Origin of the sequence: Dyella terrae, from assembly GCF_022394535.1 — a bacterium.
Lineage (GTDB): Bacteria > Pseudomonadota > Gammaproteobacteria > Xanthomonadales > Rhodanobacteraceae > Dyella.
In genome coordinates, this window is the sequence record NZ_CP089414.1 from 3,766,256 (window position 1) to 3,787,982 (window position 21,727).

Below are 21,727 nucleotides of genomic sequence, written 5' to 3' on the forward strand. Positions count from 1 at the left end.
CGCGTTGTCGCGACCTGGCTCGCCTGCCGCGGGCTTTCGGCCCCCTGCCGGAGGCCGAGTCACTTTGCTTTGTTCGCCCACGCACGCGCGGGAGCGCGTGCGTGGGCCAACAAAGAAAAGCGACTCGAGCATCCCACGGGACTAGCTTCGCGTCGTCGGCAGACGATCGAAACGCCCGCTGCGTAAGCGGCTAGATCGCGGTCACGCTCGAGGCGACAGCCGACCACTGATGACACTGAATAACGAGCTTCTCTGTAGTGAAGCGTTTCGGCACTGCGTCGGGATGACGGTTTCATCGAAACGATAAGGCGAGCACCCAACCTTTACCCCCTTTTCGGGGCTCACCCCAACCCTCTCCCCTAAGGGGAGAGGGAGCAGAGCGGCAGCGTGCTCGTGTACCCAATGGAACACCACCACAAGAGCACCAACAACGTCCCCAACGCAGGCCCGTTATCATTTACCCGATGAACACCCCTCCATCCTTCCCTATCACCCCACTGCTCCCCGAGATCAGCGCATCACTCGCCGCACATCCGCGCCTGGTGCTCGAAGCACCGCCGGGTGCGGGTAAGACCACGCAGGTGCCGCTGGCCTTGCTCGATCAACCATGGCTGGCGGGTGGCAAGATCCTGATGCTCGAACCGCGCCGCATCGCCGCGCGTGCTGCCGCGCAATTCATGGCGAAGCAGTTAGGTGAAGAGGTGGGGAAGACGGTCGGCTATCGCATTCGCTTTGAATCGAAGATCGGGCCCGCTACGCGTATCGAAGTGGTGACAGAAGGCATTCTTACTCGGCTGATCCAGGACGATCCCGAGCTCACCGGTATTGGCGCGATCCTGTTCGACGAATTCCACGAACGTCATCTCGCTGGCGATCTCGGCGCAGCGTTAGCGCTGGATGTGCAGGGCACTTTGCGTCCCGAACTGCGCATGGTGGTGATGTCGGCGACACTGGATGGCGAACGCATTGCGCAATGGTTGGATGCGCCGCGCATCAGCAGTCCGGGGCGCAGCTTCCCGGTGCGCATCGAGTATCCGGCGGCGCGCACGCAGGAAACGACGGAGCATCACCTCGCGCGCATTGTGCGACAGGCATTGGAAGAGAATGATGGCGACGTGCTCGCCTTCCTGCCGGGGCGCAGGGAAATCGCGCGCACGCAAGCTGTGCTGGCATCGTCGCTGGATGAGAATATCGACATCGTCGCGCTGCATGGCGAGCTCTCGATGGCGGAGCAGCAGGCGGCGTTGAGTCCGGCGGAGCCGGGCACGCGCCGTGTGGTGCTCGCCACGAATGTGGCCGAATCTAGCGTCACGTTGCCGGGTATTCGCGCGGTGGTGGACAGTGGGTTGGCGCGTGAACCGCGCTTCGATCCCAACTCCGGCTTCACGCGACTGGAAACGGTGACTATCTCGCAGGCGTCTGCCGATCAGCGCGCGGGTCGCGCGGGCCGTGTCGCGGAGGGCACAGCGTATCGGCTATGGGCGCAGAGTAAGCGATTGGATGTGTCGCGCACCGCAGAGATCGCTCAGGCCGAGTTGTCCGGTCTCGCGCTGGAACTCGCGGCATGGGGTGTCACGGCAGGCAGTGACAACGATCTGCCATGGCTCGATGCACCACCATCAGGCGCGCTGGCGCAGGCGCGTGAACTGTTGGTGCAGCTCGGCGCGTTGGCCATCGACGGACGCATCACGCGGCTAGGTCGCGAGATGCTGGAATTGGGTGCAGCACCTCGACTGGGCGCGGCTGCGTTGCGTGCCGAGCCAGAGCTCCGCTCCCTCGTCGCTGATCTGCTCGCGCTGATGGAGGCGCGTTCGCCACTGCGCGGTGAGCAGGCACGCTCCGATGATTTCCGTGCACGCGTGAGCGCGCTGCATGTCTGGCGTGATCGCCATACGGCCGGTGCGCGCGGTGGCGCGGACGGCGGTGCTCTCGCGGCGATCGAGCAGGCGAGCAAAGGCTGGCGTCGCCGCCTGGATCTTCGCTCCGCTGCGAGCGGTGTGCCAGACAGTCATGCCGTTGGCGATCTGCTGCTGCACGCCTTTCCCGATCGCGTGGCACGACGTGACGACAACAACCCGTTGCGCTACACGCTCGCCAACGGCCGCGGTGCGCGGTTGCACGAAAACACTGCGCTGCATGGCGAGCCGTGGCTGGTAGCGCTGGATGTGCGGTTCGATGCGCGTGACAGCCTGATACTTGCCGCGGCGCCCATCGACCTGCGGGTGCTTGAGCGTGACTATCCTTCGCAGTTCAGGCGTGAGCGTGCATTGCGTTGGAACGACGAGCGCAATGCGGTCGAAGCCTTCGATGAGCATCGCTTTGGCGGCATCGTGCTTGAGCGTCGCAGTGTGCCGGTGAAACCGGAAGACGCCTTGCCGGCGTTGTTGGCCGCGGTTCGCGCCAAGGGCATCGATGTACTGCCGTGGAGTGAGAACGCGCGTCGTCTGCGCGCTCGCATGCAGGCGCTGCGCGGGTGGATGCCGGAACTCGGCTTGCCCGATGTATCGGACGTGGCCTTGTTGGCGTCACTGGAAGCGTGGTTGGGGCCGTATCTGGATGGCAAGCGCCGGCTGGATGCGCTGAGCGTCGAAGAACTCTCGCAGGCACTGGGCTCGCTGTTCGATTACGAGCAACGTCGCCAGCTCGATGCGCAGGTACCGGAAAGCCTGACTGTGCCCAGTGGCATGTCGCGCCGGCTGGAATATGCCGAAGGCGAGCCGCCCGTGTTGGCGGTGAAGCTGCAGGAGCTGTTTGGCCTGGCCGACACACCGCGCGTCGCCAACGGACGCATACCGGTGACGCTGCATTTGCTCTCGCCGGCGGGTCGCCCCATCCAAGTCACGCAGGACCTCAAGGGTTTCTGGGAGCGCACCTATCCCGAGGTGAAGAAAGAGCTGAAGGGCCGCTACCCGCGGCACCCGTGGCCGGATGATCCGTGGACGGCGGCACCGACGCATCGCGCTAAGCCGCGCGGCACCTAGGCAGAAAAAAGGCCGCCGACCTTACGGTGCGACGGCCTGGGGAAAGTGTGTGTGGCTCAGCGGCCGATATCGCGCAGTCGCTTGCCGCTCATCAGATTGCGTTCGATCTGCTCCAGCGTGATGCCCTTGGTTTCCGGCACCAGCCAGAAGGTGAGCACGATGAACACGGCATTGAGCCCCGCATAGAGCCAGAACGTGTTGGCATTGCCGATGCCGTTGAGCAGGGTGAGGAACGTGATGCCCACGACCCAGTTGCAGCCCCAGTTGGTGAAGGTGGAGCAAGCGATGCCGAAGTCACGGCCCTTGAGCGGCTGGATCTCGGAACAGAGTGCCCATATCAGGGGGCCAGCGGACATGGCGAAGCCGACGATAAAGATAAGCAGCATCGCCACGGTGAAGATCTGCGCGCCGTGGTCGTGGATGCCGTTATGCATCATGGCGCCCACCACGCCCAGGCCCACGGTCATCACCGTGAAACCGGTGTAGAGGATGGGCTTGCGACCCCAGCGGTCGATCAGTGCGATGGCGATGAACGTGGCGAGCACGTTGGTCAGGCCGACCAGGGCGGTGAACCACATCTGTGCGGATGTGTCGTAGCCCATCAGCTTGAAGATGCGTGGCGCGTAATACATCACCACGTTCATGCCGGTGAATTGCTGCATCACCTGCAGCAGCACACCCAGCCATACGGAGCGGCGGAAGTTGCGGTTTTCCTGGAACAGGTGCCAGCCGCGCTGAGGCGTCTTGAGCTGCTCCTCGATGTCGGCGGTTTCGCGCGCCACCACCTCGCTATCGCCGCGCAAGCGTTGCAGCACGTCCAGCGCTTCCTGGCGACGACCACGCATCAGCAGCCAGCGCGGGCTGTCGGGAAGAAACAGCACGCCGAACAGAAAGAGCACGCCAGGAATGGCGATCACCCCGAGCATCCAGCGCCATGCGCCGTTGTAGCTGAAGGCCGTGTCGGAGAGAAACGCGACGAAGATGCCGATGGTGATCATCAACTGGTAGGTGGAAATCATCGCGCCGCGAATGTGCTCTGGCGCAACCTCGGCCAGATACAGCGGGGCCGTGAAGGAGGCAATGCCGATGGCGAGGCCAAGCACGACGCGCGCGGCGATCAACGTTTCCGGCGACCATGCCCCGCCGGACAGCAGGGAGCCGATCACGAACAGCGCGGCGCCGAGTACGAGCGAGCGTTTGCGCCCCAGATGCGCCGATAGCCAGCCTGCGCCCACCGCGCCTACTGCCGCGCCGAACATCATGGAGCTCACGATCCACTCGATGATGTGGTCGCTGACGTTGTACTCGGCCTGGATGAATTGCGTGGCGCCCGAGATGACGCCGACGTCGAGGCCGAACATAAGACCCGCCAAGGCGGCGAGTACGCAGACGAAAATAACGGTGGCCTTCGATTGCACCGAGGTTGGTGCGATGACTTGGGCATTCATGGATAGATCTCCCCCGCTGGCGATGTGTTTGCCTCTATGGGCTTTGTGTGGATGAACCGCGGTCCCTACGCGGCGGCGATGACGTGCGGTGGCGGACCGGCGAAGCGTGGTTCCGGCAAGCCGCAGAAGCCTGTTTCGGCGAAGAACAGCGCGCCGGCATAGGGCTGGGAGGCGAGCGCGGCTTCGTCGAGGCCGGCGCGCGCACTGGTGATGTAGAGCGTGGCGTAATTCGTTCCGCCAAATGCCGGTTTGGTTGGCTGTGAGGCGGGAACGTCGACGATATGGTCAAGTCGGCCGTCCGGCGTGTAGCGCACCACGCGGCCCAGTCCCCACTGGGCATTCCACAGTCCGCCTTCGTGATCCACGGCGGAACCGTCGGGTTCGCCGCGTGGATCGTCAAGCGTTACGAACGTCCGGATATTGGCGATGCGGTCACCGTAGTCACAGCGCTGGATGCGGCGCGTGGGCGAATCGCAGAAGTACATGGTGCCGCCGTCGGGGCTGAAGGCAATGCTGTTGCTGATCGCCACGCCGGGTAACGGCAAGCGTTCCAGCGTCAGGTCGTGATTCAGCCGCCAGAAGCCGCCGACGGTCTGCTTCGGTCCGGTAGCCGGCTCATGCAGCGTGCCGAACACGAAACGGCCCTGGCGATCGCAGACGCCGTCGTTGAGCCGGGTTGGCAGATCGGCTTCCACGTCGGTGACCGGCACGACCGCCTGCGTCGACGGATGGAAGAACGCCAGCCGCGAGGCGAGGCCCAGCAGTAGCCAGCCATCGGCTTCGCACAGCGCAAAGCTGGCGAGCCGCTCGGGCATGCTCCACTGGTGCAAGGCGCCATCGTGCGGGCGGTAGCGCCACAACGTGGAGGATTGGATGTCGGTCCAGTACAACACCTGCCCGCGGTCGCACCAGGTCACGCCTTCGCCCAGTGTGTTGTGCACCTGCATGGCGAGCGCGGCGCGCACGTTCATACCCAGCCTCCGTCGACGATGAAATCCTGCCCGGTACACATGCGGCTGTCATCGGAGGCAAGAAACAAGGCAGCGCGCGCCAGATCGTCGGCCATCAGGTAGCCGGGCAGGCATTGCACGCGGGCAATCTCTGCCTTGCCGGCATCGTCCAGCCATAGGCGGCGCTGCTTTTCGGTAATCACCCAGCCGGGCACCAGCGCATTGATGCGGATACGGTCGCTGCCCAGTTCGCGTGCGAGCCCATTGACCATACCGTGCACGGCGGCCTTGGCCATGGCGTACATGGGATAGCCGGCGTTCTTCTTCATCCAGCCGGTGGAGCCCAGGCAGATCACCGAGCCGCCGCCGAGCTTGCGCATATCCTCGCGCACGGCCTGCGTGGCGAAATATTGATGGCGCAGGTTGATCGCCATGTTGTGGTCGAACTCGGCTGTCGTGGTGTTGCCGAACTCGTGGCGCACGTCATTGGCGGCGTTGTTCACCAGCACGGAAACCTTGCCATTCATCTCACGCGCCGTGGCGATGGCCGCTTGGAGCGCGTCGAGCTGAGTCACATCGCGGCGGATGAACAGCGGGCGATGCGTGCAGGCGACGAGGCTTTCCGACAGTTGCTCGCCGCTAGCTTCGTCGATGTCGATAAAGGAGACGCGCGCGCCCTGCCTGGCGAAGTGCTCCACGAAGGCGGCGCCGATGCCGGTAGCGCCGCCGGTGATGAGCACATGGCGGCCGACGAGGCTGGGATAAGTAGCGAAAGGCATGCTTACCACTCCGCCACGCTACCGTCGGTATGGCGCCAGATCGGGTTGCGCCAGCGATGGCCCACGGCCGCGCGTTCGGCGACGTAGTCCTCGTTCACCGAGATGCCCAAGCCAGGACCTTGAGGGATAGTGACGAAACCATCGTTGTAGTTGAACACACTGCGATCCTTCACGTAATCAAGCAGATCGTTGCCGGCGTTGTAATGGATGCCCAGGCTCTGTTCCTGGATGAAGGCGTTGTGGCACACCGCGTCCAGTTGCAGGTTGGCGGCGAGCGCGATGGGGCCGAGCGGGCAGTGCAGCGCCAGGGCGACGTCGTAGGCTTCGGCCATCGCAGCGATCTTGCGCGTTTCGGTGATGCCACCCGAGTGCGAGGGATCAGGCTGGATGATGTCCACGCCACCCATCTGCAGCACGCGCTTGAAGTCGTAGCGCGTATACAGGCGCTCACCCAGTGCGATGGGGGCAGGTGAGATCGACGCCAGCTCCGGCAGCGCTTCCAGGTGATCGGAAAGCACCGGCTCTTCGATGAACATCAGCTTGAACGGCGCGAGTTCGCGCATCAGCACTTTGGCCATGGGCTTGTGCACGCGGCCGTGGAAATCCAGGCCGATGCCGATATGTGGACCCACCGCATCGCGAATGGCCTGCACGTTCTCGATCACCTGCTCGACCTTGGCGTGCGTGTCGACGTACTGCAGTTCCTCGGTGGCATTCATCTTCACAGCGGTGAAGCCGCGCGCCACGGCTTCCTTGGCGGCGCGCGCGGTATCGGCCGGGCGGTCGCCGCCAATCCACGAATACACGCGGATGCGCTCGCGCACCGGGCCGCCGAGCAACTGGTGCACCGGCTGGCCAAGATCCTTGCCCTTGATGTCCCACAGCGCCTGGTCGATGCCAGCGATGGCGCTCATCAGCACGGGGCCGCCGCGATAGAAGCCACCCCGGTACATCACGTTCCACAGGTCTTCGATGTGGCGCGGGTCCTTGCCGATCAGGTAATCGGACAACTCATCCACGGCGGCGGCAACGGTGTGCGCGCGGCCTTCCACGATGGGCTCACCCCAGCCGACCACGCCCGCATCGGTGTCGATGCGCAGGAACAACCAGCGTGGTGGAACGAGATAGGTGGTGAGGCGGGTGATCTTCATGCGGTCGTTCCTTGGGAAACCTGATGGCTGCGCCAGCCGTCGGCAAACGCGCGGGCACGCGCGGCGACGTCGCTGGCCGGGCGACCGGGCGCATAGAGCGCGGAGCCAATGCCAAAGCCGTTCGCACCGGCAGCGATCCACGGACCCATGGTGTCGGGTGCGATGCCGCCGACGGGCAGCACGGCGAGATCCTTCGGCAGCACGGCGCGCCACGCCTTGAGCACGTCGGGGCCCGCTTGTTCGGCCGGAAACAACTTCAGCGCATCGGCGCCAGCGGCGAGCGCGGCGAATGCCTCCGTGGGCGTGGCCACGCCGGGCACGCAGTAGAGTCCGGCCTGCTTCGCGGCGCGGATCACGCTGACGTCCGCATGCGGCATCACGATCAGGCGGCCGCCTGCATCGGCGACGCTTTTCACGTGCGCGGGATCGAGCACGGTGCCGGCGCCGATCAGGGTGTCGTCGCCCAGGGCGTCGACCATACGGCGGATGCTCTCGAACGGCTGCGGCGAATTCAGCGGCACCTCCAGCATGCGGAAGCCGGCGTCTACCAGTGCGCGGCCGATGTCCACGGCTTCGTCGGGCGTAAGGCCGCGCAGGATGGCGACAAGGGGGAGTGGATCAAGCCAAGACTTCATGGATTCATGCCGTTGCTTGCGTGGAGACCAGCCCGGCCGCCACGGCGATGCGCCAAAGCCCGTGCGATGTGGTCGCATCCGGCGCGGCGCGGAGGGTGAGGTCAAAGCGCGCTGCGGCGCGGACGTAGCGATCGCACAGCGGACCTTCGCCGACCATATGGATGCTGTCGTGCGGCGTGGCCCAGCCGCTGGCGAGAGCGATGCGCAATTCGTCGCCGATCAGCAGACCGGAGAGATAGTCCGGAACGGAAGCCGGTGGCAGCGAGCCATCCAGCATCAGTGTGCGCGCCGAGAACACGCGCGACAGTGCTCCCGCTGCTCCGCTATCGCGCGCCGCATCGACACCACAAAGGAAGGCGTGTTCATCGTCGATAGCCGGTGGCAGCTGTGCGCCGAGGATGGAATGTTCTTTCAGCAGACCGAACAGTTCGCCCGTCATCACCGTGGCGAAACCGGTCACCACACCATCGCGTAGCGACACCCATTTGCTGTGCGTACCCGGCAGCAACAGGCAACCATGGCGCGCTACGTCCGGCAGCAGCGCCGCCACGCCGACAACTTGGGTTTCCTCGCCGCGCATCACGTCGGGGCGCGATGGGTCGCGCAGCCCGGGCACGAGATGCAGCGTGCGGCCGTCAGGCGTCGTCATCGCGGTCAGTGCATCGGCAAGGCGATCGACGTCGGTGGGTGTGTCCAGGTAAGGCACTTCGCGCCAACCGTTGCGACTGCCAACCATGCCGCAGGCGATCACCGGCACATCCGGCCAAGCTTCTACGGCCAGCGCAAACGCCGCGCCGAACCCGCCTTCGGGAAGCTGGCGAATGCCATGAGGAAGCGCGCGCTTGTCGAGCACCTGGCCCTGGCTGTCATAACGGTACGCACGCAAATGCGTGCTACCCCAGTCGAGGCCGATGAGGTGTGTGTTCACTTGCTGGCTTTCCGGCGCATGCGCGTGCGGCTGCGCTGCAAGTTCTCGTGCGAGTCAGCGATCATCGCCTGCATCGTCTTGCGCGCCACGTCCGGCTGCTGGCGCTTGATCGCCTCGAACACCTTCTGGTGATAAGGCAGCGAATAGCGGAAATCGGTTGCGCTGCGCGCGGACAGGGTGAAGAACGTGCCCAGCGCCGTCTCGATCACCGAGAACAGCGACTGCATCAGTTCGTTGCCGGTGGCCTGCAGCACGGCGTCATGGAAGGCCAGGTCGGCTTCGGACCAGGCATCCAGCGTCTGCGCGGCGACCATCGCGTCATAGGCTTTTTCGATATCGATGAGCTGCGTGGCAGTGCGGCGGCGCGCGGCGGCAGCCGCAGCGGCCGGCTCGATGATCTCGCGCATCTCCACCAGCTTGTCGACGAAGTCGTCGGTCGGCATGGAGGCGCAGCGCCAGGCCAACACATCGGCATCCAGTTGGTTCCACTGGCGCTCTTCCAACACCCGCGCGCCCACGCCGGTGCGCGATTCGATCAGCCCCTTGGCAGATAACACCTTCAGCGCTTCGCGCAGGGCCGTGCGGCTCACCTGCAGGCTTTCGGCCAGGGATTCCTCTCGCGGCAGGATCTCGCCGGGCTTCACCTTACCGCTGACGATGCGTAGCCCGAGTTCATGCATGACGTGCCCATACAGGCTGCGAACGGTGATCGGCTTCATCATGAAATCCTCTGGCTCCCCGGTGCTGGCGACGAACGGATACGTACCTGTGCCGGTGCACCCGTAGGTTCGGCGTCCGGGTCGATTGTCATACAAACTGACTATAAGCGCCTTGCTCGCCCCGTGCCAAGTTGTTTTACGTGAAATTTTTGCGAGCTGGCGCCGTCTTACAGATGCCATCGGTGAAAGCAGCCAGGGTGGACGTGGCCCGACGATCGTCGGGTTTGAACGATCCGGACCCGCGTGGCAACCTCCTTCATTCCATCCCCCGGACGGCCAGCCGTCCGTGCCCATCGGAGTGTCCATGCCACGCAGGTTCCTCGTCTTCGCGCTCGCCGCGACCTTTACCACCGCCGCGTTCGCGGCGGTGCCCGCTCCCGAGCAGCCCGGCCTGGCGCAGATCCGCGAGCGGGACCTGCATGCGGACATCAGCTTCCTGGCCTCCGACGCGCTACAGGGTCGTCTCTCCCTGCAGCCGGGCGACGACGCGGCGGTGCAGTGGATCGCTTCCGAGTTCGACAAGGCCGGGCTCAAGCCCGCCGCGACTGACGCCCAGGGCAAGCCCAGCTTCCTGCAGGCGGTACCGCTGATCGAGTACCGACCGGACGCCAAGGCCACGAGTCTGGTGCTCAAGCGCAAGGGCAAGGACACCGAGTGGAAGGATCCGGAGGTGTCGGGCGCCTTCCCCACGGATCAGGACGTCTCCGCTCCTGTGGTGTTCGCCGGTTACGGCATCACTGCGCCGGAGCTGGGCTACGACGACTACGCCGGCCTCGATGTGAAGGGCAAGGTGGTGGTGGTGTTCGATCACGAGCCGCAGGAGACCGATGCGAAGTCGATCTTCAACGGTACCGGCAATACCCGCTATGCCACCGGTTACGTGAAGGTGCTAAACGCGCAGGAACATGGCGCGGTGGCGGTGCTGCTGGCACCGGAGCCTTCTCACAATCATCCCTCGCAACTGGAAGTGCGCAAGCGCATCGGTCACCAGGCTGAGCACGCGGCCAATCCCATTCCCGCGCAGGCGCTGGCGGACAGTCCCCTGCACATTCCCAGTATGGTCATCTCCGCCGATGTGGAAGACGCCCTGCTGAGCACCAGCGGGAGCACACCGAAAGCCTTGCAGTCGGGCATTGACGCCGACCTCAAGCCGCGCTCGCTGGTGCTACCGGATACCTCGATCAGCCTGCACTTGAAGAACAGCTCGCGTCGCGAGGCGACCACCTGGAATGCGGTGGGCCTGATCGAAGGCAGCGATCCCAAGCTGGCGCCGGAAACCATCATCATCAGCGCGCACCACGATCATGACGGCCAGGCCGGTGACAAGATCTGGCACGGCGCTGACGACAATGCTTCCGGCACGGTGGGTGTGGTGACGCTGGCGCGTGCGTTCGCGTCCAATCCCACCAAGCCCAAGCGCTCGATCCTGTTTGCCGTGTTCGCGGCGGAAGAGCGTGGCCTGCTCGGTGCGTACTATCTGGCCGCGCATCCGTTGCGTCCGCTGGACACCACGCGCGCGATGATCAACTTCGACATGATTGGTCGTGACGAGAAGCCCAGTCCGCAGACCGATGGGCTGATCGATATTCCCGCCGACACCAGCAATCGCCTTAATTTGATCGGCGCGGCGTATAGCCCGGATTACCAGCGCACCGTCGCCAAGGCGAATGCGGACGTGGGGCTCACGCTGGACGATCGCTTCGACCACGAGTACGCGTTGAACGTGTTCTTCCGCTCGGACCAGTTCCCGTTCGTGTTGCACAACGTACCGGCGTTCTGGTGGTTCACCGGCTTCCATCCGGATTATCACCACCCGAGCGATACGGCAGAGAAGATCGACTACCCGAAGATGGCGAAGATCCTCAAGCTGGCGTATCTCAGTGCATGGCAGTTTGCCAACGAGCTAACGCCGCCGAAGTTCGTGTCCCACCCGAGTGGTGAAAAGGCGCCGTAAGCGCACCGGCACACGTCGTTCGAAAACACCCCGGCTTGCCGGGGTGTTTTTCTATCAGGGGTTGAAAGTCACACGTGCCTGCGCGCGTTCGATCAATGCTTTCTCGATAGCCGGCCAGCGATCATGCGCTGCGCCGTGCTCGCCTAGCTGCGCTGCGCTGAATCCCGTGGGCGCGAGATCCTCGCCGTAGATCACCATCAGCTCCTTGCGTTTTTGCGCGTCGGGCAGATGGACCAGCCGCACATACATGCCATTGGCTGGTCGGGTATAGCCCTTCGCGGCGAGCAGGCGTCGCTGGTGCTCACCGTCCGAGTCTTTCTCGGCGGGCTGGCTGGCATCCTGCACCCAGGTGTCGAGATAGAAATCCAAACCGTTGATGGTGACGTGGCGCGAGCCCGAGTAGTCGTGATGCATGTCGGGGCGCTCGGGGATATAGGCCTCGAACTGCACCCAGTACAGGCGTTGGATGTGCTTGTCGGCATCGGCATCCACGAACAGGTGCATTTCGCAGTCGTCAAAGCCCAACAACAGCCAGCGGTCGGCGCCCACGTACTGTGCCGACGCAGGCAGGTCGATGCGTATCTTCGGGTCGTGGGTAGAGGTGACGGACGTGCCGCTCACCGTTCGTTCCGGCGTCTGTCCGTGTGCCGGCAGTGCAAGGCACGCCAGGGCCAGGGACGCGGTTGCCATCGTTTTCCACATGACTCACCTCGTCGTTTCGCAGAGGGATCAAGGCGCGTGTGGCGCCAAGCGCTGCCATAAGTGCGTGGCGACGAGGATGCCATTGCGTGCGATGTGCCGTCACATGTCATGTGGCATGGCGAAGGACAGGCCAGCCGTGTCCGCATACAAGATGCGGACACGGGAGTGTCTCAGGTGATCAGCCCTTGGCGGGGGCGTTCTGCTTCGCCATCTGTTGGCAGCCGTTGCTGAAGTTCCGCAGCTCGTTGCGTACCGGATCCATCTCCATCCAGAAGCCGTAGCGCACATTGCCGCCGCGGTCGGCGAGCCACGCGGCCATCAGGTAGGCGGATGGCAGTTGGTTCAACTGCGTCAGCGGAATGCTCTGGGTGAACACCACCGATGAGCCGACCGTAGAAATGTTCGCATGGTTGTCGTCGGCGGCGGGCTTGTCGTTGATCTCGAAGTACGAGTGCGTGGCCCGCGCCACCATCTGACGCGCCCGATCCGCGCCGATGGCGTAGTTCGCCGTGATGGAAAGGCCATCGGGGCGGCACTGAAGAATCAGGCGATGCTCGCCGTCACGCGCCTGCTGCGTGAGCGTGAGCGAGGTACCACCGTTAGCTGGGCCATAGACGGCGGTCGGCAACAGGCGACCGTTGTTGGCTAAGCCATCCTTACGCATCTGATCCGCATCGAGCCAGGTCACTTCGCCGCTCGGCGCGCTGCCGAACACCTGCGGATCCACGCCCATGTCCTTCAGGTAGGCCGTGGTCATGGTTGCGGAGGCATTGCCGGCTACCGGTTGCGCGCCAAAGCGGTCGCTGCCCGTGGGCGCCCAGCGAAACAGCCCGCCGGCATAGGCATAGGCGCACGCATCCACGCATTGAGACGCCTTCGGGAAGATGGGCTGAGTCGCGGTGCGTCGCGGCGAGCCCAGGTGCGTGGTCATGTTGCCTGCGCGGAACAGGCGGCCGAGCGCGATACCCGCAGCCAGGTCGCCGCCCGGGGAGTTGAGGTAGATGTCGCTGTTGGGCGGGATCTTGCGCGACTGGATCATCGCGCCCACGCGCTGCGCTGCGTCCGCGTCGATCAGGCCGTACAGGTAAACCTGCGGCACCTTGGCGACGGACAGTGTCATGCGGTCATCGTTGACCTGCACGGCCAGCTGGTTGCCGCTGGTGCCTTGCGCGGCATTGCGCGACGAGCCTTGTGCATGTGTCTGCATGGCTGCCGCGCCGCCAAGCAGCATGACGAGGGCACATAACGTTCTGCGAAGCGGAAATCCGGAGCGATGCGGGAGATGAGCGACTTGCACGTGAACGACCTGAGCATGCACAGAGATTGGCGAGTGTGCGGCAAAGTGGATGTCTCATGGGTGAAGGGGCGCCGCTGTCTTGTTCAATGTCCGGACGGGCGGACAGGGCCGGACGTCCGGGCGCTTGTCCGCGGACGCCGGGTCAGCCGGGCGCTGTCGGCCGCAAGTTACTGATCAAGTAGAGATCTTTCGCGCATCGCAACGCTGGCATGCCGCTTGCTCTATCCACCACAACGGCGCCGCACCGGAGTGCAGGGCGTCGAAGCATCATCCGGCGGAGCAGAGGGGCTCCACGGACTCATATCAGCCAGGAGAGCTGTCTTGAATATCTTGCGCACGTCCGCGTTCATCACGTTGTTTCTTGCTGCCGGTCTCGTTGCAGGCTATGTCCATGCCGACGAAGCGCCCACCAAACCCGCCACCGCCGCGACCACGCCGGACAAGTCGATGATCTCGCGCGACGAAGTGCGCCGCATCCTCGACAGCAACCGCATGATCATCACGCCGCAAGGCATCGACGAGAAGATCAAGCTGCACATCAACGGCATCGACCAGTGGATATCCATCCGTGGCAAGGACCGCCGCAATCCCATCCTGCTGTTCCTGCACGGCGGTCCTGCGTCGCCCGCGATGCCCGAGGGTTACACCTTCCAGACGCCGTGGGAGGACTATTTCACCGTCGTGCAGTGGGATCAGCGCGGCAGCGGCAAGACGTATCGCGCGAACAGCGAGGCCGCGATGGCTCCCGGTATGACCGTGGAAGGCATGACCGACGACGCTGCACAGGTGGCCCAGTATCTGCGCGAGCATTACCACAAGCAGAAAATCTTCCTGCTTGGGCATTCGTGGGGCACCGTGCTTGGGGTGCATCTCGCGCAGAAGCACCCCGACTGGTTCTACGCCTATATCTCGGTGGGTCAGGTGGTAAACGGCCGTCGCAACGAAGCCATTGGCTATAACTACGCACTGGGCCGCGCCAAGGCCGAAGGCAACACCAAGGCTATCGCTGAGCTCGAAGGCATTGGCCCGTATCCGGGCACGGCAAAGCTCACGCCGGAACGCATCGGCGTGCGAGGTCAGTGGGAGATGTACTACGGCGGTCTCGCCTGGGGTCGCAAGGACTTTCAGTTCGACGTGGATGCCGAGGAACTATCGCCCGATTACACACGCGAAGACCTGGGCGCCATCGACAAGGGCAGCCTGTTCTCGCTCAATCACCTGCTCGATGCGCTGCTGGACGTGAACTTCGATCACACCACGCACTTCGATTGCCCGGTGATCGTCTACGTGGGTGCGCACGATTTCACAACGCCGCATGAAACCGCGGAAAAATGGTTCGCCGATATCCAGGCGCCGTCCAAGCGACTGGTGAGCTTCGCCGACTCCGCGCACATGATGATGCAGGAGCAGCCGGGACGCTTTCTGGTGCATTTGGTCGACGATGCGCTGCCGCTGGCGCAAAAAGTGGGCGATGCGGCACCGGCGGAGGTCGTTCGCGACCACTGAAGGACGAGGCAAGAGCCGGCGCCCTTCGCTGGTTCTTGTAAAGCGCCTCGGGCAAAAGGCATATTGATCCCGCAGCAGCTTGCAGTCGGGAGTCACTATGCGGGTCCGTCTCGAAGACGTAGCACGTGCGACGGGCGTCTCGCCAAAGACGGTTTCCCGCGTTCTCAATGAAGAGCCTTCAGTAAAGGAATCCACCCGCCAGAAGGTGCTGGCGGCGATGGAGTCCATGAACTACCGCCCCAGCCCGGCGGCACGCGGGCTGGCGGGCAGCCGATCGTTCCTTGTCGCGATGCTTTACGACAACAACGACAACCCGGCGTCGACGTACCTGGCCGAAGTGCAGGACGGCGTGCTCGATGCATGCGATGCGCACCGCTACAGCATGATGGCGTGCCCGCTGCGCATGCAGGGACAGGATTTCATCCGCCGCGTGGATGCGCTGGTGTTCGATCATCACATCGACGGCGTTGTCATGACCCCGCCGCTCACCGACCACGCGCCCCTGCTTCAGCGCCTGAAAGAGCATGGCGTGCCGTACTCGAGCATTTCGCCGTTGCAGCACAGTGGCGCCATTGGCGTGTGCATGGACGAGCAGCAGGCTGCCAAAGCGCTGGTGATGCATCTGGTGGAATTGGGGCATCGCCGTATCGCCCATATCGTGGGCATTGCCAACCACGGCGCCAGCCGTTGGCGCATGGCTGGCTACAAGGATGCGTTGGCGGCCGGGGGCCTGCCGTTCGATCCGCGCTACGTGGTGCAGGGCGAATTCACCTTCGGCTCTGGCGTCATCGCGGCGCGCGAACTGTTTGCGCTGCCCGAGCTGCCCACGGCGATCTTTGCCGCCAACGACGATATGGCCGCGGGCGTGATGTGGGCCGCGAACGAGCGCGGCCTGAAGGTGCCGAGGGATTTGTCGGTCTGCGGCTTCGACGACACGCCGCTGGCCACGCAACTGTGGCCGCCGCTCACCACCGTGCGCCAGCCCAGCCGCGAGATGGGCAAGCTCGCCGCGCTGCAATTGATGGAACTGCTGCGGGGACGTGGCGGCCTGCTGGTGCAGGTGCCCTATGCGCTGCAGTTGCGCGAATCGACCTCGCAGGTGCCCTGAGGGCGGCCAGGTACTTCTAACGGTGCCGGGGTGGCTGCTGGTATGAGTGCCGCTTAATTGATTGATTTAAAATGACTTACTGGCCCGGTCGTCCTTTGTCGGGCCCGGGTTTGGGCGTGTTGCAACGCAAATTGACAGCGCTGTCATTTCTGTCAGTCTCGGCGGCACCCGACTCCGAGGGAGAGCCGGCCCCTGCCTGATGGAGAGAGTCGTGCTGGCTTCCGCTCGTCGCTTGCCTTGTATCCCGACTGTTCTTTTCGTGGCGCTGGCCTGTGCCGGCGCAGGCATCGCGCAGGCGGACGATGCGACGACCATGCATCCCGATGCGTGGCCGCGTGCTACCTGGCCGTTCCCACGGGACGCCGCGTTGGAAGCACGCGTGTCTGGTTTGCTGGCCAAGATGACGGTGGAGGAGAAGGTCGGCCAGTTGGTGCAGGCGGACATTCTCAGTGTGACGCCGGATGACGTACGCAACTACCACCTCGGTGCGATTCTCGCCGGCGGCAATTCCAAACCGCGCGGCACCGTCACGGCCACGGTGGACGAATGGAAGGCAGCGTCCGAGTCGTTCTATCGCGCCGCGATGGAAGCCAAAAGCAATCACCCGCCGATCCCGCTGCTGTTTGGCATCGACGCCGTGCATGGCCACAACAATGTCGTGGGTGCCACGTTGTTCCCACAGAACTCCGCGCTCGGCAACGCGCACGATCCGGAACTGATTCGCGAGATCGGCGAAGCGACAGCCGCCGAAGTGCGTGCCACCGGCATCAACTGGAGTTTCGCACCCACGCTCGCGGTACCGCAGGATGTGCGCTGGGGGCGATCGTACGAAGGCTATTCGCAGGATCCGAAGCTCGTCGCGCAGTACGCAAAGGCCATGATCGAAGGCCTGCAAGGCGAGGTTGGCACGCCGCAGTTCCTGAATGGTTCGCACGTGCTTGCTTCAGCCAAGCATTTCCTCGCCGACGGCGGTACCAAGAACGGCAAGGACCGAAGGGACGCACAGATCACCGAGGCTGAGCTGCGCGACATCCACGCGGCAGGCTACGTGCCCGCGATCGATGCGGGTGTGCAGGTGATCATGGCCTCGTTCTCCAGTTGGAACGGCCGGAAGATCACGGGCGACAAGGCGTTGATCACCGACGTGCTCAAGCAACGCATGGATTTCCAGGGACTCGTGGTCGGCGACTGGAATGCGCATGGGCAGGTGCCGCGTTGCACGAATGAGGATTGCCCGGTTGCCTACAACGCCGGCCTCGACATGCTGATGGCACCCGATAGCTGGCGCGGCCTCTACGAACACACGCTGGCCGAGGTGAAATCCGGCGTGATCCCGATGGCGCGGCTCAATGATGCGGTCGCGCGCATCCTGCGTGTGAAGTTTCGTGCGGGCTTGTTCGAGGCTGGCGCGCCGTCCTCGCAGCCCATCGTGCAGACGGCGAACCAGGTCGTCGGCAGCCCGGCGCATCGCGCCATTGCACGCCGTGCCGTGCGTGAATCGCTGGTGTTGCTGAAGAACAACGGCGACGTGCTGCAGCTCGACCCACGCAAGCGCATCCTGGTCGCGGGCGAAGGTGCGGACAACATCTCCCGGCAGAGTGGCGGCTGGACGCTCAATTGGCAGGGCACAGGGCTGAAGAACACGGACTTCCCGGGCGCGCAGTCCATCGGCGCCGGCATCGTCGCGCAGGTGAAGGCTGCGGGCGGTTCGGCGGAGATCGATACGGACGGCCATTTCACGACAAAGCCCGACGTCGCCATCGTCGTGTTTGGTGAAGACCCTTATGCGGAATTCCAGGGCGATATTCCTAATCTTTTGTTCCACCCCGGTGATGATCGCGACCTCGATCTCATTCGCCATCTGCGTGGCCAAGGCATTCCGGTGGTCGCCGTGTTCCTCAGTGGCCGCCCGCTGTGGGTGAATCGCGAGATCAATGCGGCCGATGCGTTCGTTGCCGCATGGTTGCCGGGCAGCGAAGGCGGCGGCGTGGCGGATGTGTTGTTGCGTAAGGCGGACAGCAGCGTCGCCAACGACTTCCACGGCAAGCTCGCCTACGCCTGGCCACGCACGGCCGTGGTGGGGCCGGGCGCACCGCAGTTTTCGTTGGGCTATGGCCTGACCTATGCCGATCACCATGCGTTGCCCAAGCTACCCGAAGCATCGGGCATCACAGGTGAGCAGATTCCGGTCGGTAGCTATCTCGATCGGGGCAAGGCTGTGCATGGCTATGCCTTCACGCTGATGGACGCCAAGGGCGCCTCCATGACGGGCGACGTGTCGCCTGTAACCACGCCGGACGGCAGCCTGCACATGGCCGCGCTCGACTACAAGGCACAGGAAGACGCACGTCGCTTCACCTGGCAGGCGGACAACGCTCAGTTGTCGATTCATGCACGTACGCCGCTGGATCTTGATCGCGAAACCAATGGCGACGTGTTGTTGGTGATGACCCTGCGCGTTGACGCGCTCCCCGCGCGGAACGTATGGGTAGCCATGGGCTGCGGCAGCGCTTGTCAGGGACGCGTGACACTCAGCAAAACCTTGTCGACATTCGCACCCGGACAGTGGGTGCGCGTGGGCGTGCCGTTGAAGTGTTTTCGCGCGGCGGGTGCGGATATGCACCACGTCGATCAGCCGTTTGTGTGGGGTGCGAGCAAGGGCGCGGACATCGCGATTTCCCGAGTCGCGCTGGGCACCGATGTGGATCAGGTGGCTGATTGCGTCAAGTGATGGAAGGGCATGCTTGGGTTGGGTGTCGCAGGCTCTGTAGGTAGGCGTAACTCGCCCTACGGGGTTGCTGGTCGGCAAGGATGCGTTAGTGGTTACGGGCCATGGACGGCTGGATGTCTATTTGCTTTTGCACAAAAAATGGCCACGCGAACATAATCAGTGGTCGAACAAAGCGCGTAACAGTAGGCCTGCGGAAGAGTTCGATGCCTTGCTGCCGCGCGTCAAGCTTCTGCAAGGGAACCGTTTTATGATCGCCATGACAGCGCTGTCATGACCAATAATGACAGCGCTGTCATCGTGGGGATGAGATCAGCCAGTCGCCGTCGAGGGCGGTGACGCCAACAATCCGAACGAATGGAGGGGAAGCCAGATGAAGTTGCGCTATTCGGCGTTGTATATCGCCATGTCCCTAGTGCTCGCACCGAGCGGGGTGCTGGCCGCGGATCAGGATGCAGCGCCGCAGAGCGCGCCTTCGCAAAATCCAGCGGCACCGTCCGACAAGAAGGTGAAGCAGCTCGATGCTATTTCGGTGACCGCGACCAAACGCGAGACGCCGCTGCAGAAAACCCCGGTGGCTGTCAGCGCCATCACGCCCGACACGCTCGACAAGGAGCGTGTCATGACGGTGCAGGATCTGACCAAGCTCGTGCCGGGCCTGCAGGGCACCAGCGAAGGCGACCATGGTGTCGTCACGATGACCCTGCGCGGCATCGGCAATGACAGCGCCAAGACCGAATACGCAGACCCGGAAGTGGCGACTTTTGTCGATGGCGTGTACACGCCGCGTGCGGAAGCCGCCTCGGGCCTGCTGCTGGACATGGATGGCGTGGAAGTGCTGCGCGGCCCGCAGGGCACGCTGTGGGGCCGTAACTCCACCGCAGGTGCCATTAGCTTTCAGACGGCCAAACCGGATATCGGCGCGGGCTTCTACGGTAACGCCCAGGTGGAAGCGGGCAACTATAACCAGATGGGCGCGCGTGCTGCGGTCAATCTGCCGATCAGCGACACGTTCGCCATGCGCGTAGCGATGGTGCATGAGCAGCACGACGGCTATGTGGATTACCAGAACCCGTCCAGCGAACTGCCGAGCGTGGCGCAGCAACAGCAGGCCTATCTGGCCTCAGGTGGCAATCCGGCGAAGTTCCAGCCGATCAATGCCGACCAGTACGTGCAGAGCGGTAAGAAGTACAACTCGCAGGATCAGTCTGCGGTGCGTGTGAGCGCGTTGTGGCAACCCAGCGATGCGTTCAAGTGGAATCTCTCGTACGAGTACTTCCTCGATCGCGGCACGCCCGACCTGAGCCTGATGCAGACGCCACGCCCCGGTCAGAACTTCTGGTCTGCCCTGATCGACACCGCACCGTACCTGGACCGCACCTCCAAGACGCTGCGTAGTCGCATGGACTGGAACATCAACGACGGCATGCAGCTCAGCTATATCGCGGGCTACAACCGTTATTCGGGCAAGAGCGACTACGATCAGGATGTCGGCGTTGCCGTACCCACCAGCTTCACCACCGGTGGCGTGTATCAGGACGACCGCACCAACTACTCCAACTATGAAAGCTGGAGCCAGGAAGTGGATCTGAAGTCCAGCGGACCACAGCTGGTCGATTGGATTGTTGGCGCCTACTACGCGTACGAAGACAACAACATCCGCTTCGACATCCCCATCATGAACGGCACCCAGTACGGTTCGGTGAACTGGCAGGGCTCCTTCATCCAGCCGAAGGAAACGGTGAAGTCGTCCGCGCTGTTTGGTCAGGCGACGTGGCATATCAGCGATCACTGGCGCCTGACGGGTGGCGCGCGCTGGTCGCACGACACCAAGGAAAACCAGGGCGGCATCAACTGGGGTTGGGATTACGATCCCACAGTGCCGCAGGTGCCGATCTCACCGGGTGTGTATCCCAATCCGTCCAACGGCTTCACCATCTCGCAGCAGAACACCGCCAAGTACAGCAAGAGCAAGCCGACGTGGCTGGTTCGCGTCGATACCGACATCAGTTCCAATGGATTGCTGTACGCCAGCGTTTCCACCGGCTACAAGTCGGGCGGCACGCAAGACGCCGGCACGCTTTATCAGCCGGAAACGCTGACCAACTATGAAATCGGCAGCAAGTTCACTTTCCTCGATGGCCACATGACGTGGAACTCGGCCATCTACTACGAAGACTTCAAGAACTTCCAGCTTTCCGCGCCCATCGTTTATCCAGACGGCAACCACGGCCTGGGCTTCTCCAACGTGGGCGGCAGCACGGAAGTCTTCGGCATCGAGTCGGAACTGGCGTACCAGCAGAAAGACGATCGGTTCAATCTGATCTTCTCGTCCATTCCCAAGAAGAAGCTTGGCACGCTGCAATACGCAGGCAGTAACGACTATCAGGGTCTGCCTGCCTGTCCGCCGGCGTCCAACCTTGCCAGTTGCATGAACGTCACCGGCAACGATCTGCCGCATGCGCCGAACGTCTCGCTCACGGCGATCTACGAGCATGATTTCCATCTCGGCAACGGTGGTCGCCTCACGCCTCGTTTGAGCGCGCAGTACCAGAGCACGCAGTGGCTGAGCTACTTCAACCTGGGTTCGGGTGACCAGCAGAAGGCGTATACGCGCGGCGATATCTCGTTGCGTTATACGGAGCCGGGTGACAAGTGGTGGGTCAATGCCTATGTGCAGAACGTGTCGGATGGAAAGATCCGCACCAGCGCGGCGCGCTTCCTGATGCCGGATGGATCGTTGCAGTACGTGTCGCAGTACCTCGCGCCACGTACCTACGGCGTGCAGCTCGGCGTCTGGTTCTGATGAGCAGGGCGGCTCCCCATGGAGTTCATGCCGCC

General features: G+C 63.6%; 15 protein-coding genes. 6 read left to right on the forward strand and 9 right to left on the reverse strand.

Translation table 11 applies throughout. The annotated features are described in order from the left end of the window. Positions 1–464 precede the first annotated feature (464 nt). Positions 465–2,981 carry an ATP-dependent helicase HrpB gene (gene hrpB / locus DYST_RS16470; RefSeq protein ID WP_239946707.1) on the forward strand — a complete coding sequence of 839 codons (2,517 nt, stop codon included), beginning with the start codon at positions 465–467 and terminating at the stop codon, positions 2,979–2,981. A 56-nt stretch (positions 2,982–3,037) separates the two neighbouring features. On the opposite strand, the gene DYST_RS16475 is transcribed toward hrpB, so the two are convergent. The 7 genes from DYST_RS16475 to DYST_RS16505 form a co-directional block, all read right to left on the reverse strand. Further along, a complete protein-coding gene (locus DYST_RS16475) occupies positions 3,038–4,429 on the reverse strand; it encodes a sugar porter family MFS transporter (RefSeq protein ID WP_239946708.1) in 1,392 nt (463 codons plus the stop codon). A gap of 65 nt (positions 4,430–4,494) precedes the next feature. Next, the gene (locus tag DYST_RS16480) at positions 4,495–5,400 is read right to left on the reverse strand and encodes an SMP-30/gluconolactonase/LRE family protein (protein ID WP_239946710.1); all 906 of its coding nucleotides are present in this window, start codon (positions 5,398–5,400) and stop codon (positions 4,495–4,497) included. Continuing rightward, entirely contained in the window at positions 5,397–6,158 is a 762-nt protein-coding gene (locus DYST_RS16485) for an SDR family NAD(P)-dependent oxidoreductase (protein WP_239946712.1), read from the reverse strand. Before DYST_RS16485 ends, DYST_RS16480 begins: the two co-directional genes overlap by 4 nt. Before the next feature lie 2 nt (positions 6,159–6,160). Then, the gene (gene dgoD, locus DYST_RS16490; RefSeq protein WP_102303088.1) at positions 6,161–7,309 is read right to left on the reverse strand and encodes a galactonate dehydratase; all 1,149 of its coding nucleotides are present in this window, start codon (positions 7,307–7,309) and stop codon (positions 6,161–6,163) included. Beyond that, positions 7,306–7,944 carry a 2-dehydro-3-deoxy-6-phosphogalactonate aldolase gene (locus DYST_RS16495; RefSeq protein WP_239946714.1) on the reverse strand — a complete coding sequence of 213 codons (639 nt, stop codon included), beginning with the start codon at positions 7,942–7,944 and terminating at the stop codon, positions 7,306–7,308. The genes dgoD and DYST_RS16495 overlap by 4 nt, the downstream gene beginning before the upstream one ends. 4 nt (positions 7,945–7,948) lie before the next feature. Further along, positions 7,949–8,872: a 2-dehydro-3-deoxygalactonokinase gene (locus DYST_RS16500; protein ID WP_239946715.1), complete on the reverse strand. Its 924-nt coding sequence runs from the start codon at positions 8,870–8,872 to the stop codon at positions 7,949–7,951. Then, complete coding sequence (locus DYST_RS16505) at positions 8,869–9,885, reverse strand: FadR/GntR family transcriptional regulator (RefSeq protein WP_239946716.1); 1,017 nt, start codon at positions 9,883–9,885, stop codon at positions 8,869–8,871. The genes DYST_RS16500 and DYST_RS16505 overlap by 4 nt, the downstream gene beginning before the upstream one ends. A 10-nt stretch (positions 9,886–9,895) precedes the next feature. On the opposite strand from DYST_RS16505, the gene DYST_RS16510 reads away from it, so the two are divergent. Beyond that, positions 9,896–11,545 carry a M20/M25/M40 family metallo-hydrolase gene (locus DYST_RS16510; RefSeq protein ID WP_239946718.1) on the forward strand — a complete coding sequence of 550 codons (1,650 nt, stop codon included), beginning with the start codon at positions 9,896–9,898 and terminating at the stop codon, positions 11,543–11,545. A 54-nt stretch (positions 11,546–11,599) separates the two neighbouring features. Here the strand turns inward: DYST_RS16510 and DYST_RS16515 are convergent, their stop codons facing one another. After that, positions 11,600–12,235, reverse strand: coding sequence for a hypothetical protein (locus tag DYST_RS16515; protein ID WP_239946727.1), 636 nt, complete (start codon positions 12,233–12,235; stop codon positions 11,600–11,602). A gap of 190 nt (positions 12,236–12,425) precedes the next feature. Then, positions 12,426–13,454 carry a hypothetical protein gene (locus DYST_RS16520; protein WP_239946728.1) on the reverse strand — a complete coding sequence of 343 codons (1,029 nt, stop codon included), beginning with the start codon at positions 13,452–13,454 and terminating at the stop codon, positions 12,426–12,428. A gap of 411 nt (positions 13,455–13,865) precedes the next feature. Between DYST_RS16520 and DYST_RS16525 the strand changes: the two genes are divergently transcribed. From DYST_RS16525 to DYST_RS16540, 4 genes are all read left to right on the forward strand, one after another. Next, positions 13,866–15,050 (forward strand): alpha/beta fold hydrolase, encoded by a 1,185-nt coding sequence (locus DYST_RS16525; protein WP_239946729.1) that lies wholly within the window; start codon positions 13,866–13,868, stop codon positions 15,048–15,050. A 97-nt stretch (positions 15,051–15,147) separates the two neighbouring features. Continuing rightward, complete coding sequence (locus DYST_RS16530) at positions 15,148–16,158, forward strand: LacI family DNA-binding transcriptional regulator (RefSeq protein ID WP_239946733.1); 1,011 nt, start codon at positions 15,148–15,150, stop codon at positions 16,156–16,158. 199 nt (positions 16,159–16,357) lie between these two features. Next, positions 16,358–18,889 (forward strand): glycoside hydrolase family 3 protein, encoded by a 2,532-nt coding sequence (locus DYST_RS16535; RefSeq protein ID WP_428993923.1) that lies wholly within the window; start codon positions 16,358–16,360, stop codon positions 18,887–18,889. A 370-nt stretch (positions 18,890–19,259) separates the two neighbouring features. After that, on the forward strand, positions 19,260–21,692 hold the full coding sequence (locus tag DYST_RS16540) for a TonB-dependent receptor (protein ID WP_239946735.1): 2,433 nt from the start codon (positions 19,260–19,262) through the stop codon (positions 21,690–21,692). Positions 21,693–21,727: the final 35 nt, after the last annotated feature.